At 45.8% G+C, this 21,000-nt stretch carries 19 protein-coding genes and 3 pseudogenes; 3 read left to right on the top strand and 19 right to left on the bottom strand.

Going from position 1 to position 21,000, the window contains the following annotated elements:
* The first annotated feature begins 18 nt into the window (after nt 1-18).
* On the top strand, nt 19-381 hold the full coding sequence (locus tag M3085_RS13110) for a hypothetical protein (RefSeq protein ID WP_249053237.1): 363 nt from the start codon (nt 19-21) through the stop codon (nt 379-381).
* Between the two features lie 11 nt (nt 382-392).
* A complete protein-coding gene (locus tag M3085_RS13105; protein WP_249053246.1) occupies nt 393-650 on the top strand; it encodes a hypothetical protein in 258 nt (85 codons plus the stop codon).
* A gap of 67 nt (nt 651-717) precedes the next feature.
* Here the strand turns inward: M3085_RS13105 and M3085_RS13100 are convergent, their stop codons facing one another.
* The 18 genes and pseudogenes from M3085_RS13100 to M3085_RS13015 form a co-directional block, all read right to left on the bottom strand.
* The gene (locus tag M3085_RS13100) at nt 718-2,430 is read right to left on the bottom strand and encodes a zincin-like metallopeptidase domain-containing protein (RefSeq protein ID WP_249053236.1); all 1,713 of its coding nucleotides are present in this window, start codon (nt 2,428-2,430) and stop codon (nt 718-720) included.
* A gap of 5 nt (nt 2,431-2,435) precedes the next feature.
* Entirely contained in the window at nt 2,436-3,044 is a 609-nt protein-coding gene (locus tag M3085_RS13095; protein ID WP_249053235.1) for a hypothetical protein, read from the bottom strand.
* 82 nt (nt 3,045-3,126) lie between these two features.
* Nucleotides 3,127-3,288 (bottom strand): hypothetical protein, encoded by a 162-nt coding sequence (locus M3085_RS13090; protein ID WP_187370434.1) that lies wholly within the window; start codon nt 3,286-3,288, stop codon nt 3,127-3,129.
* Between the two features lie 11 nt (nt 3,289-3,299).
* Nucleotides 3,300-4,844 (bottom strand): glucosaminidase domain-containing protein, encoded by a 1,545-nt coding sequence (locus M3085_RS13085; protein ID WP_249053234.1) that lies wholly within the window; start codon nt 4,842-4,844, stop codon nt 3,300-3,302.
* Between the two features lie 12 nt (nt 4,845-4,856).
* Nucleotides 4,857-5,786, bottom strand: a pseudogene (locus M3085_RS13080) (DUF1738 domain-containing protein); the annotation flags it as partial.
* Nucleotides 5,785-7,342, bottom strand: a pseudogene (locus M3085_RS13075) (IS1634 family transposase). The pseudogenes M3085_RS13080 and M3085_RS13075, both read right to left, overlap by 2 nt.
* Before the next feature lie 103 nt (nt 7,343-7,445).
* Nucleotides 7,446-8,570, bottom strand: a pseudogene (locus tag M3085_RS13070) (ArdC family protein); the annotation flags it as partial.
* A gap of 11 nt (nt 8,571-8,581) precedes the next feature.
* Nucleotides 8,582-10,420 (bottom strand): hypothetical protein, encoded by a 1,839-nt coding sequence (locus M3085_RS13065; protein ID WP_249053233.1) that lies wholly within the window; start codon nt 10,418-10,420, stop codon nt 8,582-8,584.
* 3 nt (nt 10,421-10,423) lie between these two features.
* Nucleotides 10,424-10,705 (bottom strand): hypothetical protein, encoded by a 282-nt coding sequence (locus M3085_RS13060; protein ID WP_249053232.1) that lies wholly within the window; start codon nt 10,703-10,705, stop codon nt 10,424-10,426.
* Between the two features lie 23 nt (nt 10,706-10,728).
* Nucleotides 10,729-11,559, bottom strand: coding sequence for a M23 family metallopeptidase (locus M3085_RS13055; protein ID WP_249053231.1), 831 nt, complete (start codon nt 11,557-11,559; stop codon nt 10,729-10,731).
* Nucleotides 11,560-11,587: 28 nt separating this feature from the next.
* The gene (locus M3085_RS13050; protein WP_249053230.1) at nt 11,588-12,241 is read right to left on the bottom strand and encodes a hypothetical protein; all 654 of its coding nucleotides are present in this window, start codon (nt 12,239-12,241) and stop codon (nt 11,588-11,590) included.
* Between the two features lie 27 nt (nt 12,242-12,268).
* Nucleotides 12,269-12,949: a hypothetical protein gene (locus M3085_RS13045; RefSeq protein ID WP_249053229.1), complete on the bottom strand. Its 681-nt coding sequence runs from the start codon at nt 12,947-12,949 to the stop codon at nt 12,269-12,271.
* A 23-nt stretch (nt 12,950-12,972) separates the two neighbouring features.
* Nucleotides 12,973-13,662, bottom strand: a complete 690-nt coding sequence (locus tag M3085_RS13040; RefSeq protein WP_249053228.1) for a hypothetical protein — start codon at nt 13,660-13,662, stop codon at nt 12,973-12,975.
* Nucleotides 13,643-14,131 (bottom strand): PH domain-containing protein, encoded by a 489-nt coding sequence (locus M3085_RS13035; RefSeq protein WP_249053227.1) that lies wholly within the window; start codon nt 14,129-14,131, stop codon nt 13,643-13,645. The genes M3085_RS13040 and M3085_RS13035 overlap by 20 nt, the downstream gene beginning before the upstream one ends.
* A 5-nt stretch (nt 14,132-14,136) precedes the next feature.
* Entirely contained in the window at nt 14,137-15,309 is a 1,173-nt protein-coding gene (locus tag M3085_RS13030; protein ID WP_249053226.1) for a toprim domain-containing protein, read from the bottom strand.
* Nucleotides 15,310-15,327: 18 nt separating this feature from the next.
* Nucleotides 15,328-16,941 (bottom strand): hypothetical protein, encoded by a 1,614-nt coding sequence (locus tag M3085_RS13025; RefSeq protein WP_249053225.1) that lies wholly within the window; start codon nt 16,939-16,941, stop codon nt 15,328-15,330.
* 5 nt (nt 16,942-16,946) lie between these two features.
* Nucleotides 16,947-17,171: a hypothetical protein gene (locus M3085_RS13020; protein ID WP_249053224.1), complete on the bottom strand. Its 225-nt coding sequence runs from the start codon at nt 17,169-17,171 to the stop codon at nt 16,947-16,949.
* Between the two features lie 13 nt (nt 17,172-17,184).
* Nucleotides 17,185-17,943 carry a DUF4099 domain-containing protein gene (locus M3085_RS13015; protein ID WP_249053223.1) on the bottom strand — a complete coding sequence of 253 codons (759 nt, stop codon included), beginning with the start codon at nt 17,941-17,943 and terminating at the stop codon, nt 17,185-17,187.
* A 220-nt stretch (nt 17,944-18,163) separates the two neighbouring features.
* On the opposite strand from M3085_RS13015, the gene M3085_RS13010 reads away from it, so the two are divergent.
* The gene (locus M3085_RS13010) at nt 18,164-18,835 is read left to right on the top strand and encodes a M23 family metallopeptidase (protein WP_249053222.1); all 672 of its coding nucleotides are present in this window, start codon (nt 18,164-18,166) and stop codon (nt 18,833-18,835) included.
* Nucleotides 18,836-18,852: 17 nt separating this feature from the next.
* Here the strand turns inward: M3085_RS13010 and M3085_RS13005 are convergent.
* Nucleotides 18,853-21,000 (bottom strand): tetratricopeptide repeat protein (locus tag M3085_RS13005; RefSeq protein WP_410554750.1); only part of this gene is annotated, 2,148 nt, incomplete at its 5' end.

The raw sequence follows: 21,000 nt of genomic DNA, 5'->3' as shown, positions 1-21,000 counted from the left end.
ACGCAAAACTCTCATAAGATGACTGCCAAAGAACAGACACAGAGAATAAAGGACATTGCCCGGGAAAAAGGCTGGAGCGTGAGCATTGATGATAAGAGCCAATCAAATGTATTATTCGAGTTCCAACGCTTCACCAAATACGGACAGGATTTTCTTTTCAATGCAGATATGCATGGCGGGGATATTGACAACCTCATAGCCGGTATAAAAGAGTATTACGAGGGCTTTGACCCCGATTATGAAGCCTATCTATGGATTGGCAATGATGGGCATGGCAAGAATGGCGCACCTTATCATATCAAGGATATTGTAGCGGATATGGAAGATGCAGAAGAACAGATATACGAATTGCTACAAGCCCTTGAAGTTGAATTTATCTAATGGCTGAGACTATGACCTTATCGGACAAATCATATTACAACAGGTTATGCAGGAATATCCTTGCAGACCGTTTTGACTGGCGGAAATATTGTACCCCAAGGCTTTACTTTGGCAGGGAAATATGCGTGATACCGCTTCATTGTTCTTACGGACAAATCGGTTATTCCATCTATTTTCCATATACCAATGCTCCCACATTGGAATTTGACTGGGAAATGGACAATCTGACCATTGATGATGAAAATTGGAAAGACTACCTTGATACATAGGAGTAAATCCAATCAGCCGTAGAGAGTTATCCTCCCTACGGCTGAACAGGTTGACAGTTTTTAATAATCATCGGTGCATACCACCGCTGTATTCCATTTCTTCCTTTTTATATTGCTCCATCCGGTTTAATTCCGTATAGACAGATTGAAGATTGCACTCAAGGGAAGAATCGTGGTCGTATAGGAAACTGTGTCTGACAGCAAGACCTGCATTGGTAGCCGTTCCGACATCAAGCGTGTCGGTTTCCCTGTTATATCCCGTGTAGAGAATGTCTCCGCACGGCATCTCAAAAACAGGTGTGCGTTGCTTCGTCATTGCCAAAAACTGTTCGGCTACCATGTCTTTGGCTACACCTTTTATATCATCGCTTGCCAACCGGATTCCATATCGATTGATGTGGTCACGGATTTCCTGTTCAGAGTATTTCAGCATCACTTCGTAAGAACCGCTAACACTGTTGTTATAGACCACGGCAAAATCTTTATCTTCCACGAGCAGGTCATCACCCTTGTTCTGAAGTGGAGAGGTAAAGGTGTATTGCTCGTTGATTCCGTTACCGTCATAATACTCCTTGGCAAGCCGGAGCAACCCTTCATAATCTCCCTTGTTCCGGAACTCATCCAATCGTGAGGTGTCATCAGTGGATTGCAGGTAAGCAACGGAAGAATAGAACATTTTTTCTTGTGGGGTGGATTGTCTGGTCTCACTCCGTTGCACGTTATCCTGTTGTACCCTGTTTTTCCGGTCTAATTCCTGCGCTATCTTGTCAATGTTCTGTGTCACCAGCGAACTCGCCTTTTTTACATCCAGAAGCGTGGTCTTGATAAATTGCGGAGATTCTTTCAGTTGCTCCAGCCATGATTTCAGATAGGCGCAACTCTCTTCTTTCAGAGCCTTGCTCATGCCGTAACGCTGTGCCACCAGTGCGCTGCCTAATTCAGCCACCAGTTCCTCACGGGCGTACTCATTTGAACCGAAGGCGGCAGGCTTGATGCGGTCAAGCTGTCCCTCGATGCCAGTACTATGGGTCATCTCATGCCAAAGCGTGCCGTAGTAGGATTCCCCATCCTTGAATTGTGCTTTTTCAGGAACCACAATCTCATTTTTTCTAATGGAGAAGTAGGCTTTGTCCTGGTGCATCGGCTTGATGGGACAGATCCAGCGGTTATCTCGGATCATCACATCCATCGGCTCAAAAGACATTTTATCGCCTTCATCCAATTTTATGGTATCCCTATTCGTCAACTTGTTCCAAAGTTCCGGACGGGCTTCCTGAAGATTGGTTTGTTGAACATTGAATACCCTGAACACCTGCATCTTCGGATAGACATTGTACATCTTCTTCTCTTCATCAGAGAGCATTTTATAGTCATCGTACTTTATCTTCTCTTTGCTCTCTTTATGGATGCAGGTAAATGTGGTAAGCATTACCGGGAATGATTTTTCACCACGGTTTACAGATACCCTCGGCAGTTCCACGCCCTCTTTAGCCTGCTTTTCAGTCGGCTTGTTCAACCGCTGCACGCAGTCAAAGGTGCAGAAACGAGGAATCTTGTAGCCGTTCCTCTCACAATGGAGAAGCAACATCAGGGCATTCATCCCGTTATACTCACGTCCGGACAGGTTCTTCGGCCATCCCAGGCTGCCCTCGGTGATCCACGGCTTCGACCAGTCCTTGCTGATGGTCTCAATACGTTCTATCATCATGTCCGCAAAAAGGTCAAGAGCTTTGTCTTCTGCGGAAGGACCGTCATTGTTATATTTTTTATAACCGGCCATACCTGTCAGTTATTGGAATTATACGCGGGTTTCACATATTCTGACATTTCCGATATTTTGCAGGCAATGTTCAGCTTGTCGTTGTAAACGGACAGTTCCATTCCACCTTTGACCTCAATGCCGGTCTGCGGTTGCAACCATTCCTCACGCTTGCAATCAAAGCCAAAGAACCGTACCCACAGGTATTCGAAGCCGTCATTGACTTTCTCGGTGGAGAAGCCTGAAAACTGCAAGAAATCCTTGCCTTTTTTGTCGGTTTTCTCTTCAATGTGTTTGCCGGTCTTTCCCCTGAAGTGCATTTCGCCTTTAATTGAATCTTCGTTTGAAGCTGAAAGACCGACATCCGATGCCGAAAGATTGAAATAAAGATTGTCTCCACGTTTCTTGAAAGTCAACGTACCTGACACATTTATTCTTTGCCCTATGGCATAATTCTTCAATTCGTTGTCCTCCCCATCTTTGGCGATAGAGATTTCAACCGTTTTGTTGATGCCGCTTTTGGCTGGTATTACACAATTTACGGCAAAAGCCGTAAAAACTTTACCTTCATTGTTAGTGCGCACAGTCGCCACTCGGCTGATTGTACCACCCACTGTTACGTTACATTTTATCATATTGCCTGTAGTTTTATTTTACCAAGACCATTTGACCAGAATATCCTGTTAAATGTGAACTACCTGCTTATATACGGCTTTCTTAGTCGGGCGCACGGATTTTAATCCAGACTATACCCAAGGCAATGATAATCTGCACCCCTACAATCACGAGTGTCGCTACCAAGCCGAACAGCTTGTAGCATACAAAGGTGTGCAGTCCTGCCATGGACAGCCCGATAAACAACAATCCTATTTCCATCATCACGCTTTTCATTATCTTTTGATTTGTTCTTCCCGGCTTTGTTGTTTCGACATTTCTTGCTCGAAGTTTTGCGAAGCCTGTTGAGACAACACCATGGCATTGACCATTCCGGCTACACGCATACGCTTGCTTTCTTCCGATAGTTTCGGATCATTCAAAGTGAGGGATAAGCGGCTCAGCTCGCTGGCACTCAATTCTCGTGAGATTTGTATCGTACCATTGTCTGCCTGCAAGATGGCTTTGTTGTTGTCCCCAACCACAAGAGCGCAGGTTCTCATATGTGGCAATAACGGAGTCAAGTCCACTTTCCGTTCATCGGCCATTTTAGATATGGTGCTTATCTGCTCCTCTTCGCCCTTGCTGTCAATTACCACCGCCAACATCATCAGCGATGAAAAGGCTTTGACTACCATATCCATGATCGGGTCGTTAGTTCCAGATAAGCCTACGCCGCTATCCTCCGAAGAGAGCAGCTTTTTCATCCAGTCTTCAGGATTTTGAATCTTGCCCTCCTGTGTTACGAGGGAAGGACTGGTCTTGTACTTTGCCAACAGGTCATTGCCGTTATGCAAGGCTTGCAGCTTGATATTGCCTTTTTCTGCAATCTCCGCAAGATATACTGCCGGGTCTATATCCCGTTTCTGCCCATCGGACGAAATCTGTGTCACCCCGAAATGCAGATGCTCACCTGTGGTGCGTGTGCCTGTGTTGCCGGATATTCCGATTTTTTGCCCGGCTTGAACAACATCGCCTGCCTTGACATCGACAGAAGACAGGTGCATATAGGTGTTCTGCACCCTGCTTCCGTCATCCCTTTTGTATTCAATGGTGACGGACTTTCCTCCGGGAGTATTGGCATTGTGGTTGACAGCCACCACCTTGCCATTGTTCTCGGTTGCCAGTATCGCATCCCCTTTACAACGGATGTCAATGCCCTTGTGCATCTGTTGCTTGGTTGGGTCCATCGGGTCGGTACGCATACCAAATGGAGAGGTGACAAACAGAAATTCCTCACGCCCTACAGGAAATGAATATGCTTTCCCATTTGCATTGGCATTCTTTTCTTGACCAATCTCCAGTCCCTGTGCTTTCATTTCTGCCATTACGATTTGGTCGTACTTTTGCAATCCGTTTGTTTCGATGATTTTCTGTAAACTTTGGGCATAATTGCCGCCACTGGCATATCCGGCTTTGGCAAGCCCTTCCGTCCAACCCTTATAATCATCGGGAGCCAGTGCAAAGCATCCGTCATATCGCTTGTTCTCTATCAAGAACTTGGAGTGATGTTCGTATGAATCACCCACGCTGTCATAGCTGCAAAATTTCTCGTCAGGCTTGTCATCGGTGTATAATCCGTACTTGCCACCATTCGCTATCCATCCGGGAGTAGCTTTGATTCCGAAGTGGTTATTCTCGTTCAAGGCAAGACAGCTCTGCCCGTTACTGCTCTCCAATATGCCTTGTGCCAAGGTAACAGAGGCAGGAATGCCATATTTGCGCATCTGCTCCATCGCAAAATCGGCATATTGCTCGGCGTATTGTTGGTTCTTGCTCATATTTCTGTTCGTTTATCGGTGCATACCTCGTGATACTTCTTCCGTTTCATCTGCTTCTTCTTTAGGATGTTCCGGTTTGATTTCTTCTCTCTGACTGATTTCTGTTTCCACTTCATCTCCCTGCTTTTCGGAAGAAGTCTGCTCCTGTGACCGGCTCTTGTCGAGTATATCCGCAAAGAGTGTTGCAGCCAGATGTTGCTTGAAGCTGTTCCTGTCTTCAGCCAGCCACATCCGTTGCCATTGTTGTGGAGTGACACTCCGGGGTTGCGGCTTTTGGTTGTCTATGGTGGGAGCGCAAAGTATCGCACCATTCTTGGTCTTGAACACGGCCACACGTTGGATGCGGTTCAAGTCGATGTGCTCGTCCGTTGTGTGGAACAAGTCCACCTTCAGTTCAGGTCTGCTTTCAGCCAAGGCATAATATTTCTTTGCCAGCTCGCCACGCACTTTGTCGATGTTGTCCAGTGACTGTTTGAGGGTGGTGAAGAAACGGTTCAGGTCATCCTTGTCAGGATAGATGCTATAACCGGACTTGCCTTCCGGCTTGATATACAATGCCCAACGGTTTTTGTCATCCTGCACCATCTGGATTTGCTCGAACCCAAGATCATTTGCCTGTTTTACCGCAGGATTGGCATCAATGGTGGAGATAGTTTCCAACGCCCAGTTTTTTAACCTTGCCACTTCAATCTGCTTTTCGATGAAATAGCGGTCATCTGGGCGATAACCTAAAGCTCCGTCAGGATTATAGAAGCGCACATTCTCTATACCGCTTTTCTGTAAGGCAGATTGTATGCGTTGCTTGTTCATGCCTTTTATCTCGTTGTTCACTTCCAGAGACGCACCGGCAGGCAAGATCACATCGGCGCTTTTCTTCTGTTTGTCTATGACCAGGACAAGGGTCTTGTTATCCTTGTCGGGATGTTTCTTCCTGACTTCGTCAACGCGTACCCCAAAATTCATCAGCAAACAATGGAGCGATACGTTGATGCCGTTTCATAAGCATAGTCTTATTGATAGTCTGCTTGCTTTGAGGCAATGTAATCTGTATAGTCACTATAGTTTTAGCAAGTTCGAGTACCTTGTCCACACTCATATTTATGCCGGATAGTTTCAGCAGACGTTCCAATTCCTTGTAAACTTTCAAGGCCACGAAGCAGATACAGACATGGGCTTCTATCCTGCGCCGTGTGAAGTGAAACATTGGTCTTATCTCAATCTTTGATTTTGATATGCGGAAGGCTCTTTCAACATGCCATAGGTTATGGTAGGCGGCATATACGTCATTGACGGATATATTCGTATTGGTAAGGTATCCTTTGAGACCATCCCATTTCGCATCTTTCTCCAGTTTCTCGTAATTGATGGTCACTTTCACATCTCCCTTCCATTTTCAGAAACTTGTTGTATCCGCGCTTGTTGATATTGTCTTTAGTAAGCGTACCTCTGCGGTATGCCTTCTCCAGACGGCGTATCCCTTTCTCCCGGTTATAAGCATCCTTTCGGGCACGGTCTTCCGTATATCCGACCAATAACCTCTGTCCGTTGCCTTTATCGTATTCAACCATCTGGCAGTCTGTCTTAGGCTGCTCCAGTATCCATTCCTGTATCTTCCTGCTCTCGTTCTTGATTTTTGCACCGATGATATACTTGTAACCGTTTGCTTCAAGGTCGGCTATATTATCGTTGTTCATCAACCCTGAGTCAGCCACCACGATAAAATCTTCCAGCTCATATTTCCGGACAAATTCCGTCACTACCGGAAGCATCGTGTGTCCCTCGTACTTGTTGCCCTCATGGATGCAATACGCAAGCGGATAGCCGCCAATGCTGACCAACAGTCCCAATATAATCTGAGGGTTCTGGTGACGCCCTTCCTTGGAGAAACCCGTTTTGCGAAGCTCGTCCTCATAGTCCGCTTCAAAATAGAGTGTGGTGACATCATAAAACAGCACACCGATATGGCCGCCTAAAATCTTCTTTGTGTGAAGGACGCTTATGTCCTGAACTATCTTATGCTGGTTATCGCTCAGTTTGTCCAAATAACGATAGATCTTCGACAGGCTGACATCTTCATCAAAATGATTCTTCAGATACTCCACTGTGGCAGATTTGCTTGCAGGATAAGACAAGCGGGCTTTTACAAGCTGGCGGAACACCTCATCATCTATCCTGTTGAAGCCCACGTTGTCAAAGACACGGTCAAGTATCAGGTCCGCTCCATTGATGGAGATGTTGGTTATGCACGAAAGCATCTGTTCGGCATTCAGAAGTTCTGCATCACACTTCTTACGTTCCTCACCGAAGAGATCCAGCCGTGGATGGCGGCGCTCCTGTTCCGCCTCTATCCATTTACGACCTTTCATTATGAGAGAATCTATCTCTTCTTGAGTACGCGCTATACCTATAGTGGTAAGTTCCTTATAATAACCAGAAATCTTTTCTGCTACAACGATACTTACAGTGCCTGACCGATTCTTTTTTCGCTTGATAAACATACAAAAATGCTTTGCGTACCCCAAAATCAGGGTATGCAAAGTTACAAAACATTATCTATCAATATATTATAAATTTGATGTTTTTATAGTGACGAAGTCAGGTGACCAGGACAAGGGTCTTGTTATCCTTGTCGGGATGTTTCTTTATCTCGTCAGCCACGAAGAAATGCTTTGGCATCCGCTCCTGCATCTGCTCGGTTTGTCGGTGATTGCGATAGGTGGCATACTCGATTTTCTCCCCACGTTCCGCTTTGCGGATGACATCCAAGGCATTGTTGACTTCGCTCTCAATGACATCTATAAGGCAGGGATTCTCTTTGAGTTCCCGGTTCCAGTAGTCCACCAGCTTGATGTTTCCGTCTGATATACGTGCCGGCAATCCCATTTCCAACATTTTGATACCGGAAGCAATTTCAGTCACCAGACGCTCCTGCTTGACAGCATCCTCGGTCGGGGGTGTGCCGTTCTTCATAACCATGCCTTCACGGGCAAGACGTTGCTGGTGTCCGGTTGCCGATATGATTTGTCGCAAGGTTTCCTGCACATAGTCGGTATAGTGTTCAAAATCCTTTTGCCGGGGGATGTAAATGGCATCCTTTTGACTGTCGTAATGAGCCACACCGCTTCCATCCGTGCGGACGGGCACCATATTATGGGAAATGGCTTGCACAAAGGCATTGAAGCGTGGGCGTAACTCACGCAGTTCCTTTTCACCGAATCCCTGTTCCACGCTATTGCCGTATTTCTCTAAAAGTGTTTCATATGCCTTCTTGTCAACGAGGGGAAGCAGGGTCTGGTCTATATTGAATAGCGTGCGTATCTCCCTGTTATGTATGCCCTTGTATCGTTCTTTTTCTTCTGGAATAAGTTGCTGGTAATCGTTTCTTGAAATGATATTGTTGGGATTGTTTTTGTTTACATACTTGTTCCAGTTGTAAAACAGGAATGGCACGCCTTTTTCGTGCTCTCTGACGGATTCTCCTCGTGCCTTGGCTTCGCTGTATAACGTGAAAAGGTTGGTCTTGCTTCCGGTCTTGTCTGAATGCAATGCCATAAACAGGGCGTTGAACGGACTGACCGCAACTCCTTTCGGGTAAAACCTCGGATATCCCTTACCCGTGGCATTGAGCCAATGGCCACTGGCTCCAATAGCATTGTTCAATGCTTCGGAAAGCAATTCAACCTGTTTTTCAGCGGCATTCTTTTCAAATTGGGATTTCTCTTTCATATGCTTGTCGTTTATTGTATTCCTCTGCTTCTTGAAATGTACTCTCTGTCATGCTCTTCAAAGTTCCGCCCCATCATCGCCTTGGTCTGGTCGCTTTTTGCAAGAATGGCGTTGGCCAGGGTGTTGAGTGGCAAAACCCCTGCTTGATAGGCGGCTATCACCTTTTCGGGTAACTGAATGGTACAAGGGATCCGGTCTATCGTAGCTACCAGATTGTTGCCTTTTAATATCGGATTTGATATGCGTGGATTGAGCGGTTCATCCGGGTAGGCGCGGTATTGTACCGGTCTGTTTGCCGATACTGGTCTGTTGTTTCCTTCATTCCGTTCCCATTCGATGGCTTCATGTCCTGCCTTGTTCAATAAATTGGCACCGCCCAATCCAATCATCAGCATTTTAAGGACAGGGTTCTTGACAAACAGGCCGACCAGTATGCTTGCCATAGGGATAATATTGTCTTCCACATCCAAAGATTTTGTCCTGCCGGTAAATATTCCCACCAGAATATCCGGAAGCATGGAGAATACATAGCCTAAGTTTCTGCCTATATCTCCCATGCCGTTCAATCCCAAGGCAGATAACAGCCCCTCCCAACCGTTTTCATTGGTGTGGATATTGGACTGTTCTACTTGCTGCCCTTGTGTTTCTTGTGTGACTGCTTCCGAATGCGGCTGCTCCGATATTTCTTCTTTATCAGCCTGTTGTGTGAATGTTTGTCCGGTAATATCGGTGTCTTTTTGTTCTGTAACTTCTGTTGTAGTCGATTGTTCAGCTTTCCTGTTCTTATCACGTTCCAGATCTTGCAGATAGGCTTCTCTGTATTCCGGCATTATTACTAAAGGCACATTTTTATACCGTTCCTCATTTTTCTTTTCGTCGGCAAAACTCCAAAAAGGTTTGTTTGTCATGGCGTTCTCATTCATCCATTTCGTAAAATCAAAAGTCTGGATGGGAATCTTCTTGGTCAATCGCTCATTGGTGGCGATGATGTATGGATTCTCATCTTTCTGTATGGTCTTGGCTTGTCTGCGGAAATCCTCGAAGACATTGGTCTCGCTTCCAAACACGCCTTTGCTGATACAGTCTTCCACGCTTTGTTTGTTGCCGTTCTCATTGGAGGAAGTCAAGGCAGATAAAGCCAAATCCACCCCGACAAGTCTTGCGAAACTGGCCCAACTGCCTGCCCCTCCCAAAGAAAGGGCATCAATTCCGGCACTGATAACGTGGCTTGTCCCTTTTTCTAGTTTGGAAGGTTTGTAGGCCGCTTCGCCACGTCGCTCAATCTCTGCGGCAAGAGGTGATTGGTTCAATGTCGCCGACAATCCTAACAGCGTATTCTGTGCGGCTTTGCGGATAATGTAGTCTGCCGATGATTTGGGCATCCGTTCATAGACCAGCCTGTCTATCATCAGTTGTTCCATACGGTAATCCGTATAGGCGTAGGCAAGGTCGCATCCCAATTGCTCGGATATGGCATCGTACCGTTCCCTCCCGATTTCCCCGACAACAGCGGCACGCCATTCTCCGGCCATTATCGCCAAATCGTTCTGCATATCCTTGTTGCCGACAATTTTATCCTTGCACATTGTCAGATAGTCCTCTGTGGTCTTGGAGTTCCATTCACCGGTCACTTTCAGCGTCTGGTACGGATCTATCATCGGATTGTTGGCGGCTGCCATCGAACTGAGAATGCCGGCTGTGCTGGTTGCGTAGTCCGCCATTTCCTCTGCCTGCTTGCGGTTGAGATAGTTTTGCGTGTCGCGCATGATGGGGGCAAGGTGGCAATTGAAGTAGTCACCGAATATCTTTTCTATTTCCGCAAAGCGTTCTATATGTTTGATTTCACCCATATCCTAATAATTCAATTGGTTCAATAGCTGTTCTTTGGTCTGTTCTATGGCATGGTGGTATATTTCCATCTGTTTTGGGAAGAACTCCTCCAACCACTCGTCTTTTTCTATCTGGTTCTGAATGAAACGGATGGCATTGTTTCGGTCTATCTCCACCGATTGTTCTCCTTCCTCCCGATTGTTGAACCATGCTTTCGTCCACCAGCGTACTCCGGCACGGTCGGGATATACGGATACGAGTCTTGGTATATCAAAACTCTGTACGTCTATCTCCAGTTCGGTCAAAGGGTCGATGATGCCGCTGCTTGCTATTGCCTCGGTGCGAAGTTTTTTTTTACTTCTTCGTCCAAGGTGGATAGATAGACATTGTGCCTGAGTGCAAGGTAATTCAGAAAGTCGGCAATCAGGAGATTCTGTACTTTGCTTGCCAACGGCAAGGCGCGGCTGCCGATACCCAAAGGATTTGCCATGCTTGGCATCGTCTCAAAAAAATAATTTTTGGCGGCACCTGTGGAAAACACATTCCGCAATGATTGCTCTGTGTATTCGGGTACGATGTATTCTCCAAGGAGCAGGTCTCTCATATAGACAGGCAGAAAACGAATCATCAGTTCTTCGATTTCTTCCTTATCACGGTCATACTTCGTTTTCATCTCTCCGTCAAACCCGACAAACTCGTAAGCGGCTTCGTGCCCGGCTTTGCGCAATGCCTGAATATTGCCGTAGAGCATGGTAAGGAACTCTATCGGGTTCAGTTCCTCTCCGGCAAATGATACCTCCATATACAGGTCATTACCGCTGACGGCAACCGTCTGCCCGGCTTTTACCGCCTGCCCGAAACGCACGAACAGATTGGAAAGCCCGGCATAGGTCACTTCATACTTGCCGTAGCGTATAATCAGGTACAAGCCACGTCCCTTGTCGTTACCGATACCCGATACTGTGCCGCTTGCTACTGCGACCAATGGACGGTGATGGGCATTGAAGGTTATACCGTGGTGGAAGTATGTCTCTCCGGTCAGGGCATCTTGTTGTTCGCCATAACCTGTTGAAAGCGTTACTTCTTTATTGTTCTCCTCCTCAAAGGGCATACAGTAGCCGCTTGGGGAATGTAAAATCATTTCTTCTGTATATTTCATTGTTATTGCAATATTGGTTTTATGAATTTTATCTTCTCATTCCTCCGCTATGGCTCTGTTCTTCCTGTCGGGAGGATGCTTGCCGTGTATTGGAGTTGGCGACAGTGGTTTCTTGCAGGAGATTGGCATTATTCCCGATGGCCATCATCATAAGGAATGCGCCCGCAATTTTGCCGAGCCAACCGAAACGGCCGAATACCAGGAATGCGCCGGCAATCAGCCCGGCAATGCTCATCCCCGAAACCTTGCCGTTTGCAAGGTTGCTGAAGAATTTGCCCAACATATTGCCGCCATTTCCATTGGAAACGCTACCCAAGAAATTTGATGCTCCATTGAGCGTGGAAGAGAGGTCGCTTGTCGCTTGGTTTACATTGGCTATGGTCTGCTCTGCCTTGTCGGTGAGTTGGCTTACCTTATTTCCGGCGGATTTTACCGTGCCGCTGATGGCATTGGTGGCATCTTCGCCTATGACGGCATCGCTTACGATACGGGCCACGCTCTTGTCCGTGGTCAGTTTCTCCCAACCTACATAGCCTGCTGCCGCACCGACGGTAGCTGTTTTCAATGCACTTCCTGCCCCTCGCAAGGTCTGCGAGGGATGTATAATGGCACCACCGACACTTTTGGATGTGGCACTGATGGCTTTGCCGCCATTCTTTAATAATGAACTCCAAAATCCCATATTTTTTGTTTTTACATATTCGTTATTCTAAAAAGTTCCGGCTTTGCCGCTTCGTTTCCACCGTCTTATGGCAGATCGGGCGATTTCAACCTTGTTGGCTTTGGGTACTACCTGTTCGTTGATTTCCGCCCATATATCACCCATGGATGTGTACTTGACTGCTATCGAGAGCCGTTGCAGTTTCTTGTTCATCAGTTTGAGCTTTGGACGTATGCCGAACACGATTTCCATCCGTTCTTTCTCCGTCATTTTGTTGTCCGACAGGCATACCGCCCGTATGTCATTGATTATCTCAATGGAATTGTATATCAATTCTCTGTATATTTTATTCCGGTTTGTGGATAGTGCAACCGCCAAGGCGTTTGTCGGAGAGCTTTTGAGTTGTTGTGTGAACTCACCCATATTCTCCGTCAGGTTGGTTATCTCGTTGTAGAAGCCGTATATCTGGGCTGCATAGCTGACAACCGAACGGAACGAATCCAGATAGTTGTTGAACTCCCTCTGCAAATCGGTAACGGCTTCCACCTCTTCTTTTGTCCAAATGTGGCCGGTAGTTTGGAGAAGCATGACTTTTTCCTGGCTCTTCAATGTTTTCTTCGCCTTTTCAGTGTATATAAGCACCATTCCGGCAAGGGTCGGGTCTATCTGTGCGTGGACTTTCAGACCCAGGCACATCAGGATGATTGTTATGAAGATTGTCCGTCTCATACTCTATATTGTCTTTATCTATTTTACCTGATTGTTGCCGCCCTGCGCCATCTTTGCATCGCGATTTGTGCAATCTCTCCGTTATTTCGATCCAACATCCCTGCGGTGGCATTGTTCCACACATCGGTCATCGTGTAGGTACGGATGCTCAGGTAAAGCAGGTTAAGTTTCTTTTGGAATGCCGAGAACTGGTCGTTCAGTGCCCACAGGATCTGGCTTCGTTCCGCCCCAGTGAGCATATTGTCCTTGCCTCCTTTGGCTACAGCATCCCGGAGCAGGGAAAATACGGTTACAAGTTCGGTGGCTGTCTCGATATAGAGGTTGTTCATGTTCATGGAAGCCACGATGCCTTGTGGGCTGTCGCTCACGGCATTCTTCAACTTGCCAAGCGTGATGAAAATCTTCACACCGTCATTGTACAGATGGGTACAGGCTTTGATGGAAGACGCGAAACCGCTTGCCGTTTTAAGGTAACTGTTGTACTTTTTCTCCCATTGGCGCATCTGCTCAAACTCTGCGGCAATGGTATTCTGCAAAAGGGCTGTTTTCTTCTGGCCGTCAATCTGGTCTTTGACTTTGCCTAATATCAGTTCGTTGCCTTCTGCCAATGCCGCATATTCTAGTGGGTTGGTGGTGACAATCTGTGCCTTTGCCGTATAGGTCAGTAATAGACAGAGTGATAGAATCAGTATTTTAATGGTTGGTGATTTCATAGATGCCTTTTCGCTGTTTGTTATATTCTACTCGTTCCCTGATAATATTCACGATATGGTTTTGTTTGGGTAATCCAATCAATTCCAGTTTGGGTGTTGTCCTGTCCATAGAGAGTACGGTTATCGTTTTCAAGCCGAAGATTTGCTGTAACAGGGTCTGATGCTCGTGAAAGTCCACCACACGATACAATTCTATATAGCCGATGCTACGTTGGAATACGCCTTGCTCGGCTGTCAGTTGTTCGCTCCCGACATGATAGCGTATGCGCTTCAGATAGATGAACCGGTATGTCAAATAGAGGGAAAGAAGCACTGCGAAGAGGATGGCTACGGGTGCAAGTGGGGCATCTTTCATACCTCCGTAAATTATACTTATTATACATACTGTCAATAACGGCAACTCATCAACAAGGAATTGCGTTGTTTTCGGGCGAAGGGAAATCTCTCTGTATATCTTTTGATTCTGCATGGCTCTTATCTGTGGATAACGGATTGTTTGTTTGCTTCTTCATTATCGGAAGCCCTTCCTTTTGTTCCGGGTGGTGTGCCCAAAGGAAGAACCGCGTCTTTAATCTTGTCAAGGTATTCCTCGCTTGTTTTGCCAAGCAAGGCATCATTCCAGTCCTTGTAGCAGGGCATCAAAGGGAAAACCTTTATATGTCCGGAGTCGATGTGCATGGATTCCGCAATGAGCCGGAATTTATTTGCGAACTCACGTCCGGCACTGTCGTTATCGAAACACAGGTAGTGATTCGCATTCGGGGTAACGGATAGCATTCCCCGAATCTGCATATCGGTAGGAGTGCCGCCGGTGGAGACAAACACGCTTTTTCGTGCAAGTTCGGGATTGTCCCTAAAGGTCTCTCGGTGAAGCTGGTGGAATGCCATTGCATCGTAGCCGCTTTCAAACCAGGCGACACCTGCTGCCGTATGTAAAGGCTCTTCGCTGAAATTGGCTATCCATAAACCTTCGCTGCTGTTACTGCCCTCGGCTTTACCTTTGTAGCTTCCGCTACCATCCATTTTGGGACGACCACGTTCCTCTAAACCGACAACCTTGTCTGGCTCTTTGGGCAATACCAGCGGGAAAGCGAGGTTGGTATAAGACAGGCTGTCTTCCCTATGTTTGGTTGCCAGAAAGAAATGGCTGGCAAAAGTCCGTTGTGTGAAGATGTCTATGCCACGTTGCTTGAAGTAAGGATAGAACCGCTTGTGCGTTTCTCTGTCTTTCACATCAAAACGATGAATGTCGTAATCATTGAGACTGAACGGATTGCTGTGTTGTTTGGGGTGGATAATACGATCGGTTCTATCCTCGATTGGATGATTCAACAATCTGTTGCAGACAAGGTTGACCAATCTGTCGGGAGACACGCCGTTTCTATGTTCCGGAAATTTTTCGGGAAACGCCTTGATAAAGGAGATGATATTATAGAGCTTCTGGTGTGGGGGCTGGAAGCAACATCTGCCACCTCCTGTCACTATGAACTTGTCTCCTCGAATGCGTGTGCCATTGCTGTCCGTGCGGATATAGGATGGATAACGCAAGCCATCACGCCTGTTAAGGTGATAGCCTGCATCTATCAGTACGTCCTGTATGTTCAGCCGTTGCAGAAAATCATCGTATGTCAGTTCTCCGTTTGCCATTGTATCTGTCTCTTTTAGTTAAAAGCCTCTACGCATCTCTGCCACTTCCCGGTTCATCTGTGCTTCAAAATTCCGTGCGGCTACATCCCTCGGTGAATCCACTCCGGGCTTGAAATAGGGATGTGGCGCATTATGGAAATGCTCGCCGTATAATTCCGGGCAAGGCCGGTGATGTATGCCATGGGCAAGGTCGGAAACCACGACAGTTCCAGCGGCAAGGGCTGCGAATATCTTTGTGCCTAAGCCGGTCTTCATCTCCGGGCGTGTCTTCATGTCCACTTCATGAAATATCTTGGAGAAGAGTTTCATACGGTGGTAGTCATCTACTGCCAGAAATTTGTCATATTGCTTCTGACTGATTTCATGGGTTATGGCTTCGCCATTGATAATGGCGGTCATCTTATATTTGCCCTCTGTTTCTGCCGGTTGTACGGCAATCGCTTCCACTTCTACTTCCCGTCCGTGTTCTCCTTCCCGATACCATCCCTTGCTTTCATTGATATACGGCAAGTCACGTCCGTCAATCAAGGCTCCTTCCTGCTGTTGCCGGATAATGCTTTCACTTTCTTGCAAGATAGTTTCAGGGCAGGAGGCAAGGGCGTTTGCCGATTCTGATGAAAGGAATATTTCTTGTTCCTGCTGTTGGCGTACAGCCAAATCCTGTTCTACTTCAGGATGCAAGGTGATACCGATACGCTCTGTGCTATTCAGGGACTCCATTGTGATTTTATCGGCAAAGTCATCATGGATAATCGTATTCAGCAGTTCCAGGCGTTTCTCTATCGGGCGGTCTTCGATGGAGTTTGAAGTCAGTGCGGATAGTTCATCGGAGGTTAAATCATAAACCATATCGGCATTGACCTGTTCCGACTGTATGGTCAAGGTTTTTTCTTCCTTGTCTATGATGATGCCATGGGAGGACAGGCATTCCTGCCATTTCTCATTGGAAAAATAGACAGGAGAGGTAATCAGCTCCTTGTAGGGCTTTGCCGGCTCTTCGCTTCTGGGCTTGCCTGCCAACGGGGTGATGACGGCTTGCAGATCCTCCAATACGTCTTGTTGGGCAGGGAGCGTTTGCTGCTGTTGCTGATGGCCTTTATAATAGAAGCCATAACCGCCCGATTGGAGTTCTCCGGGTTTCATGCGTCTGTCGGGGCGTTCTGCCACCATGGGCGTTCCTGCATAGAAAAGCTGTCCGCCTACTCTGCGGAGATGGTAGCCTTCCTGCTGCCGGGGTGTCCACCCCAGGAAAGGAGGCGGCATCCCGTATCTGCCAGTCCTGCCGTATTCTCCGATTCCGATACGGTAGCCGTGCAGACCCATGGCCACCCTTCCGTTGGCATTACGGGCATGGACAAAGCTGCGTGGCAAGTCAAAGTCATTCTTTACTATTTCCGTAAAGGTACTGTATGCCTTTTTGTTGGCATGGTTTGTTCCCCAGTCGGTAAGAGCCAATAACTGCTGCTTGCTGATTGGGTAGCGTATCAGCGGAGAGTCGTGCCCTTGTACCGCCAGCTGGTAGCCCTCGCCTACAGCAACGATGTGTGCTTGCATACCGTTGCGCATCAAAAGGTCTTGAATTTCGGGTTGCAAGTCCGCTATCCGTGGATTTGTATGGGTTCGTATTGCCATAGTGTCTATGCTTCACCGCTTCCCATGGCGGCTTCTAATTGTTCGCTTTTGTAATGGACAAATTCTTCAGCGGCGGCATCGTTGATTTCCAATGCGCGTTCTGCGCAATATGCTGCCAGTTCTTCTTGCCATTCGGCAGAAAAGTGGTTGACATAATCCAGCCAACCGTATTCACCGCTCTCCATTTTCTCAATGAGGACTTCTTCGGGGTAATAGTTGTTCTTTGCCATAATTTAGGATTGATTACTTGTGAATACCTGAGCCTATATTGCGTTGGGCACTCTTCTTCTGCTCGTTCCAGAGTTCTTCGGTGTACTGTTCTTCAGATATATAGTCAAGACTTCCGTCATCGCCCATGACCCAGCATCCATAACAGCCGAATGTGTATTTGTCCCATTCTCTTTTGGCTTGTCCGCTCCATTTCTGACTGTCGCCTTGGCAAAAACGGATGCCGTTCTTCTCGTTCAGGTCAATGCCGACTGTGACAGGCTCGTCTTCCATCACGAATGTCAGAGGTTCACCCTGCTGCATCACATTGATTTCGGCATTGCTGAGTTTCAACTCCTCAGCCAATACTTGGAGATTGCGGGCAATGACCTGCGTGGGAACGGAGATGACTTGGTTGGTCTCGATGTCAATCTGCACGAACACCTTGGTCTTGCGTCCATCCGCTGTTACAGAATCGGCAAGGATGGTTTTGCCGGCTTGAAGCAGCTTTTTCTGTTCTTCGTTATATTTTTCCAAGGGTGATTTCTTCAACACCGGGAAAAATATCACATCGGCTTCTCCGTTCTCCTTGCGCACGAAAGCGAAACGGCTTCGCTCTGTAACAGTGTTCCCGTTTTCATCCTTCACCTTGATGGGCAGGACAGGAGAGTGCCTGCCGTGGCTGATTTTCTCCAAAGTCTGCATAGGCAGATCCTCAATCATTTCTTGGGTGAGTCCGAACTGCGACAGGGTGTCGTATGGCAGTTCTTCAAATTCAAATCGTACTTGTTTCATATTTTGATATAATATTTTAATTATACTCTGGCAAATATATATACTATCATTCATACTTGATTCTTTACTGCATTAAATAGCCTGATTATTTGAATTTATTTATGGTTTAAGTATGATTTTAGTGTGATATTCATACTTTGGACTTATTTAATGTTATATTTTGGGAGATAAACAATGATACTTTTCCGTATAGTCGGAAACTGTTTCTACATTTGCGTTCATGAGTAAATCAGGAATCGTTATAGCCCTTCTTTTGTTATTGTCCGGGAACCATATGAAAGCGCAGTTCAATACGGTTTCCTTTCCGTGCAATCGCTATAAGGTGGCAGTGGAAAATCCGGCCAAAACTACAAATGAAAAAGAGGCAACCCCCGAAGGTGTAACCTCTAGAATCTTGAAGTCCGTTCCCGACAAATCATCATTGCCAAAAACGGATAAAAACAAGAAAGAGCAGGTAACACGCTATCTAAGCGTATGCTATCCGCTCTCACATATCAAAATCAATTCGCCATACGGCTATCGTAAAGACCCTTTTACGGGGAAGAGGAAGTTCCACAACGGCATTGACTTGTATGCTCGGAGTGCCAAGGTGTTTGCCATGATGAAAGGCAAAGTGCTGAGAGTAGGGCAGGATAAGGTGTCAGGAAAGTATGTCACTCTACAGCATGGCAACTTCACAGTCAGCTACTGCCATCTGTCTCAAATCTTCGTATCACAGGGACAAGCTGTTCTACCTGGTAATGTTGTCGGGATTACAGGCAATACTGGGCGTAGTACCGGGGAACATTTGCATATGACAATACGTCATAATGGAGAATATATCAATCCTCGGATATTTTTAGATTACATTTCTTCCGTAAAATCCGGCACATATGCTAACAGAAATATTTGATATGTGGCAGTTGCAAATTATAGCCATTGTTGCCAATCGTCACATGAATCCTTGATGTGTTGTGCGGCAGCGGTGTTGCCATAGTCTTTAATCACAGTTTTTAAATATCCTAACATATATTTTGCTTCTGCTATATATTCGTCGGACTGAAGCATTGACAAGGCTTTTTTTATTTCATCCTGATAGATTTTCTCTGTTTTTTCATGACCGATTGTACTCTCGTAATCATACAGAATGTCGTCGTAGTTCTTTATGTAATTATCATCAGACCAATAATATAGCGAAGGCTCAAACAATCCTACATATTCTCCCCGCCAATACTGTGTTAAAGCCCAGCAATCTTCAAAGGAGTTGCGACGGCCTATTGCATATCTAAGCCTTGCCATTCCTTGTTCATCTGCACTCTTTCCATGCTTCATTTTGTTTTGTAGTTCCAGCATTCTTTTGGCAAACTTGTATTTACTGTATTTGTCTTTTAGGACTCTATGCGTGGATTGCTTGGTTATCCATTCTCCGGATTCATCTTTATAAGAGCCACCGTGAGGATAAGGAGCGAACGGATCCCGGTTTAGATAGCTTGTTTTATAAATATTCATAGTCCGCAGATATTTATCGGAAACATTCGCAAAATACAGGACTGCCCTCTGATAGTTTTCTTCGCGGAGTGCAAGAGTTCCGATAAGTTCGTTGATGTAGTCAGAATCATGTCGGGCATATTTTTTCAAATAATCAAACAGTTGATTATCAGTTGCTATCTCGTGCTTAACATTTATCAGTTGTTCTGAAGTCAATGATCCCATCAATTGGAACGAGAGCGAGCAATAATCATGACTATTCCAAAGGTCTTCACTCTGTCTTAAAGCCCCTAAACTCAATGAATAAATATTATAAATAATTATTGTCGGTTCGTATGATAGAATATGCTGTTTGTTGTAAATAAGATTGTCGGCATAGCCACACAGTAATATAGCCGTTGTATAATCCTTTCTATTCCACAACTCCGGCACTAAACCGACATAGACTATATTCTGCAAGATTCTGTTCCATTCATCAGCATCCGGTGAAAGCATATCAATTTTTGATTCCATCCACTTCAAATCGGCTAAAAGTGAAGAACTATTGCCATTTTCCGCATCAATTTTCATGCGGTAAGCACGGGCATGGTCTCGCAAATCATCAGACGAAAACTTGTGATGCAAAGCTTTGTGAATGTATTGTGAAGCCTTGTCATTATCTGCATGAAACTCTCCGTACATATAAGCCAAGGCAAATTCCCAATCACCACGGTTTTTTAATCTGTCAGTACGAAGCAATTGTTCTGCAATGGGTTTAATTGCACAAAATTTTGCTGAATCATCGGCACAGCCTTGAATATATGACATCAATTCCGGACTATCAGGATTACGTTCGGCCATAAATGCAACAAGATTCTCTGTTTTTATTGAAGATATGTCACCCGATTTCGCGAAATATTCATTTGCTTTGTCTATTTCTCCAAACCTCGTCCAGCATCCGGCAACATATCCCATTGCCATACGCTTGAAAAGATTGGAGTCCGGAAAGTTTTGAAAGGCTTCTTTAAAATATTCTATACATTCATCGTATCTGCGTGATGCAAAGAGGGCACGTACAGCCTGTAATGCGTAGCGGTCCTTTAGGCGTGTCCCTTTATAATCGTTACACCTGTCAATAACATATTGGAAGTTATCTGCCTCATAACCATATCCCCGTGTAGCCGGGTAGTACCATGGAGAATTGATTTCCGCCCATCTCTCTTCCATCATTTTAGCAGTTTCAAGGAAATCTGAAAGTTCGGAATCTCGTGTGTTCCGTAGATAGATGTAGAAAAGATTATCTGTATGTATGTTCTCGTAGTAATAGAACATATCGGCATACACATCACTGTTGTCTTTATATACAGCCTGCTCTATATCTTCTAAAGGTATCTTCTTGGATGTGAGTTCTTGCCATAATCTCAGATTCTCTTGTTTGTTAAAATCCCGGCTCATCAAGCCATCCCAATTAGAAGTGAAAAATTTAGGTGTCGGGATAATCGGAGGGTATGGACCACAGGCAAAAGCATGAAGAGATAGCACGAATGTCAGTACTATGACGCTACTTAGACGATAGTATATTTTGGATTTCATTGTCGGAGTATTTTGAAA

It is taken from the genome of Bacteroides caecicola, from assembly GCF_023337095.1.
In the GTDB taxonomy this organism is placed as follows: domain Bacteria; phylum Bacteroidota; class Bacteroidia; order Bacteroidales; family Bacteroidaceae; genus Phocaeicola; species Phocaeicola gallinarum.
This window is presented reverse-complemented; position numbering and strand designations above follow the sequence as displayed.

Excerpts from the sequence above, each read along its gene's own strand:
- M3085_RS13050 (WP_249053230.1), bottom strand. The coding sequence starts at position 12,241 with ATGGGATTTTGGAGTTCATTATTAAAGAATGGCGGCAAAGCCATCAGT.
- M3085_RS13035 (WP_249053227.1), bottom strand. The coding sequence starts at position 14,131 with ATGCAGAATCAAAAGATATACAGAGAGATTTCCCTTCGCCCGAAAACA.
- M3085_RS13020 (WP_249053224.1), bottom strand. The coding sequence starts at position 17,171 with ATGGCAAAGAACAACTATTACCCCGAAGAAGTCCTCATTGAGAAAATG.
- M3085_RS13025 (WP_249053225.1), bottom strand. The coding sequence starts at position 16,941 with ATGGCAATACGAACCCATACAAATCCACGGATAGCGGACTTGCAACCC.
- M3085_RS13065 (WP_249053233.1), bottom strand. The coding sequence starts at position 10,420 with ATGGGTGAAATCAAACATATAGAACGCTTTGCGGAAATAGAAAAGATA.
- M3085_RS13010 (WP_249053222.1), top strand. The coding sequence starts at position 18,164 with ATGAGTAAATCAGGAATCGTTATAGCCCTTCTTTTGTTATTGTCCGGG.
- M3085_RS13105 (WP_249053246.1), top strand. The coding sequence starts at position 393 with ATGACCTTATCGGACAAATCATATTACAACAGGTTATGCAGGAATATC.
- M3085_RS13085 (WP_249053234.1), bottom strand. The coding sequence starts at position 4,844 with ATGAGCAAGAACCAACAATACGCCGAGCAATATGCCGATTTTGCGATG.
- M3085_RS13100 (WP_249053236.1), bottom strand. The coding sequence starts at position 2,430 with ATGGCCGGTTATAAAAAATATAACAATGACGGTCCTTCCGCAGAAGAC.
- M3085_RS13045 (WP_249053229.1), bottom strand. The coding sequence starts at position 12,949 with ATGAGACGGACAATCTTCATAACAATCATCCTGATGTGCCTGGGTCTG.
- M3085_RS13095 (WP_249053235.1), bottom strand. The coding sequence starts at position 3,044 with ATGATAAAATGTAACGTAACAGTGGGTGGTACAATCAGCCGAGTGGCG.
- M3085_RS13015 (WP_249053223.1), bottom strand. The coding sequence starts at position 17,943 with ATGAAACAAGTACGATTTGAATTTGAAGAACTGCCATACGACACCCTG.
- M3085_RS13040 (WP_249053228.1), bottom strand. The coding sequence starts at position 13,662 with ATGAAATCACCAACCATTAAAATACTGATTCTATCACTCTGTCTATTA.
- M3085_RS13110 (WP_249053237.1), top strand. The coding sequence starts at position 19 with ATGACTGCCAAAGAACAGACACAGAGAATAAAGGACATTGCCCGGGAA.
- M3085_RS13090 (WP_187370434.1), bottom strand. The coding sequence starts at position 3,288 with ATGATGGAAATAGGATTGTTGTTTATCGGGCTGTCCATGGCAGGACTG.
- M3085_RS13055 (WP_249053231.1), bottom strand. The coding sequence starts at position 11,559 with ATGAAATATACAGAAGAAATGATTTTACATTCCCCAAGCGGCTACTGT.
- M3085_RS13030 (WP_249053226.1), bottom strand. The coding sequence starts at position 15,309 with ATGGCAAACGGAGAACTGACATACGATGATTTTCTGCAACGGCTGAAC.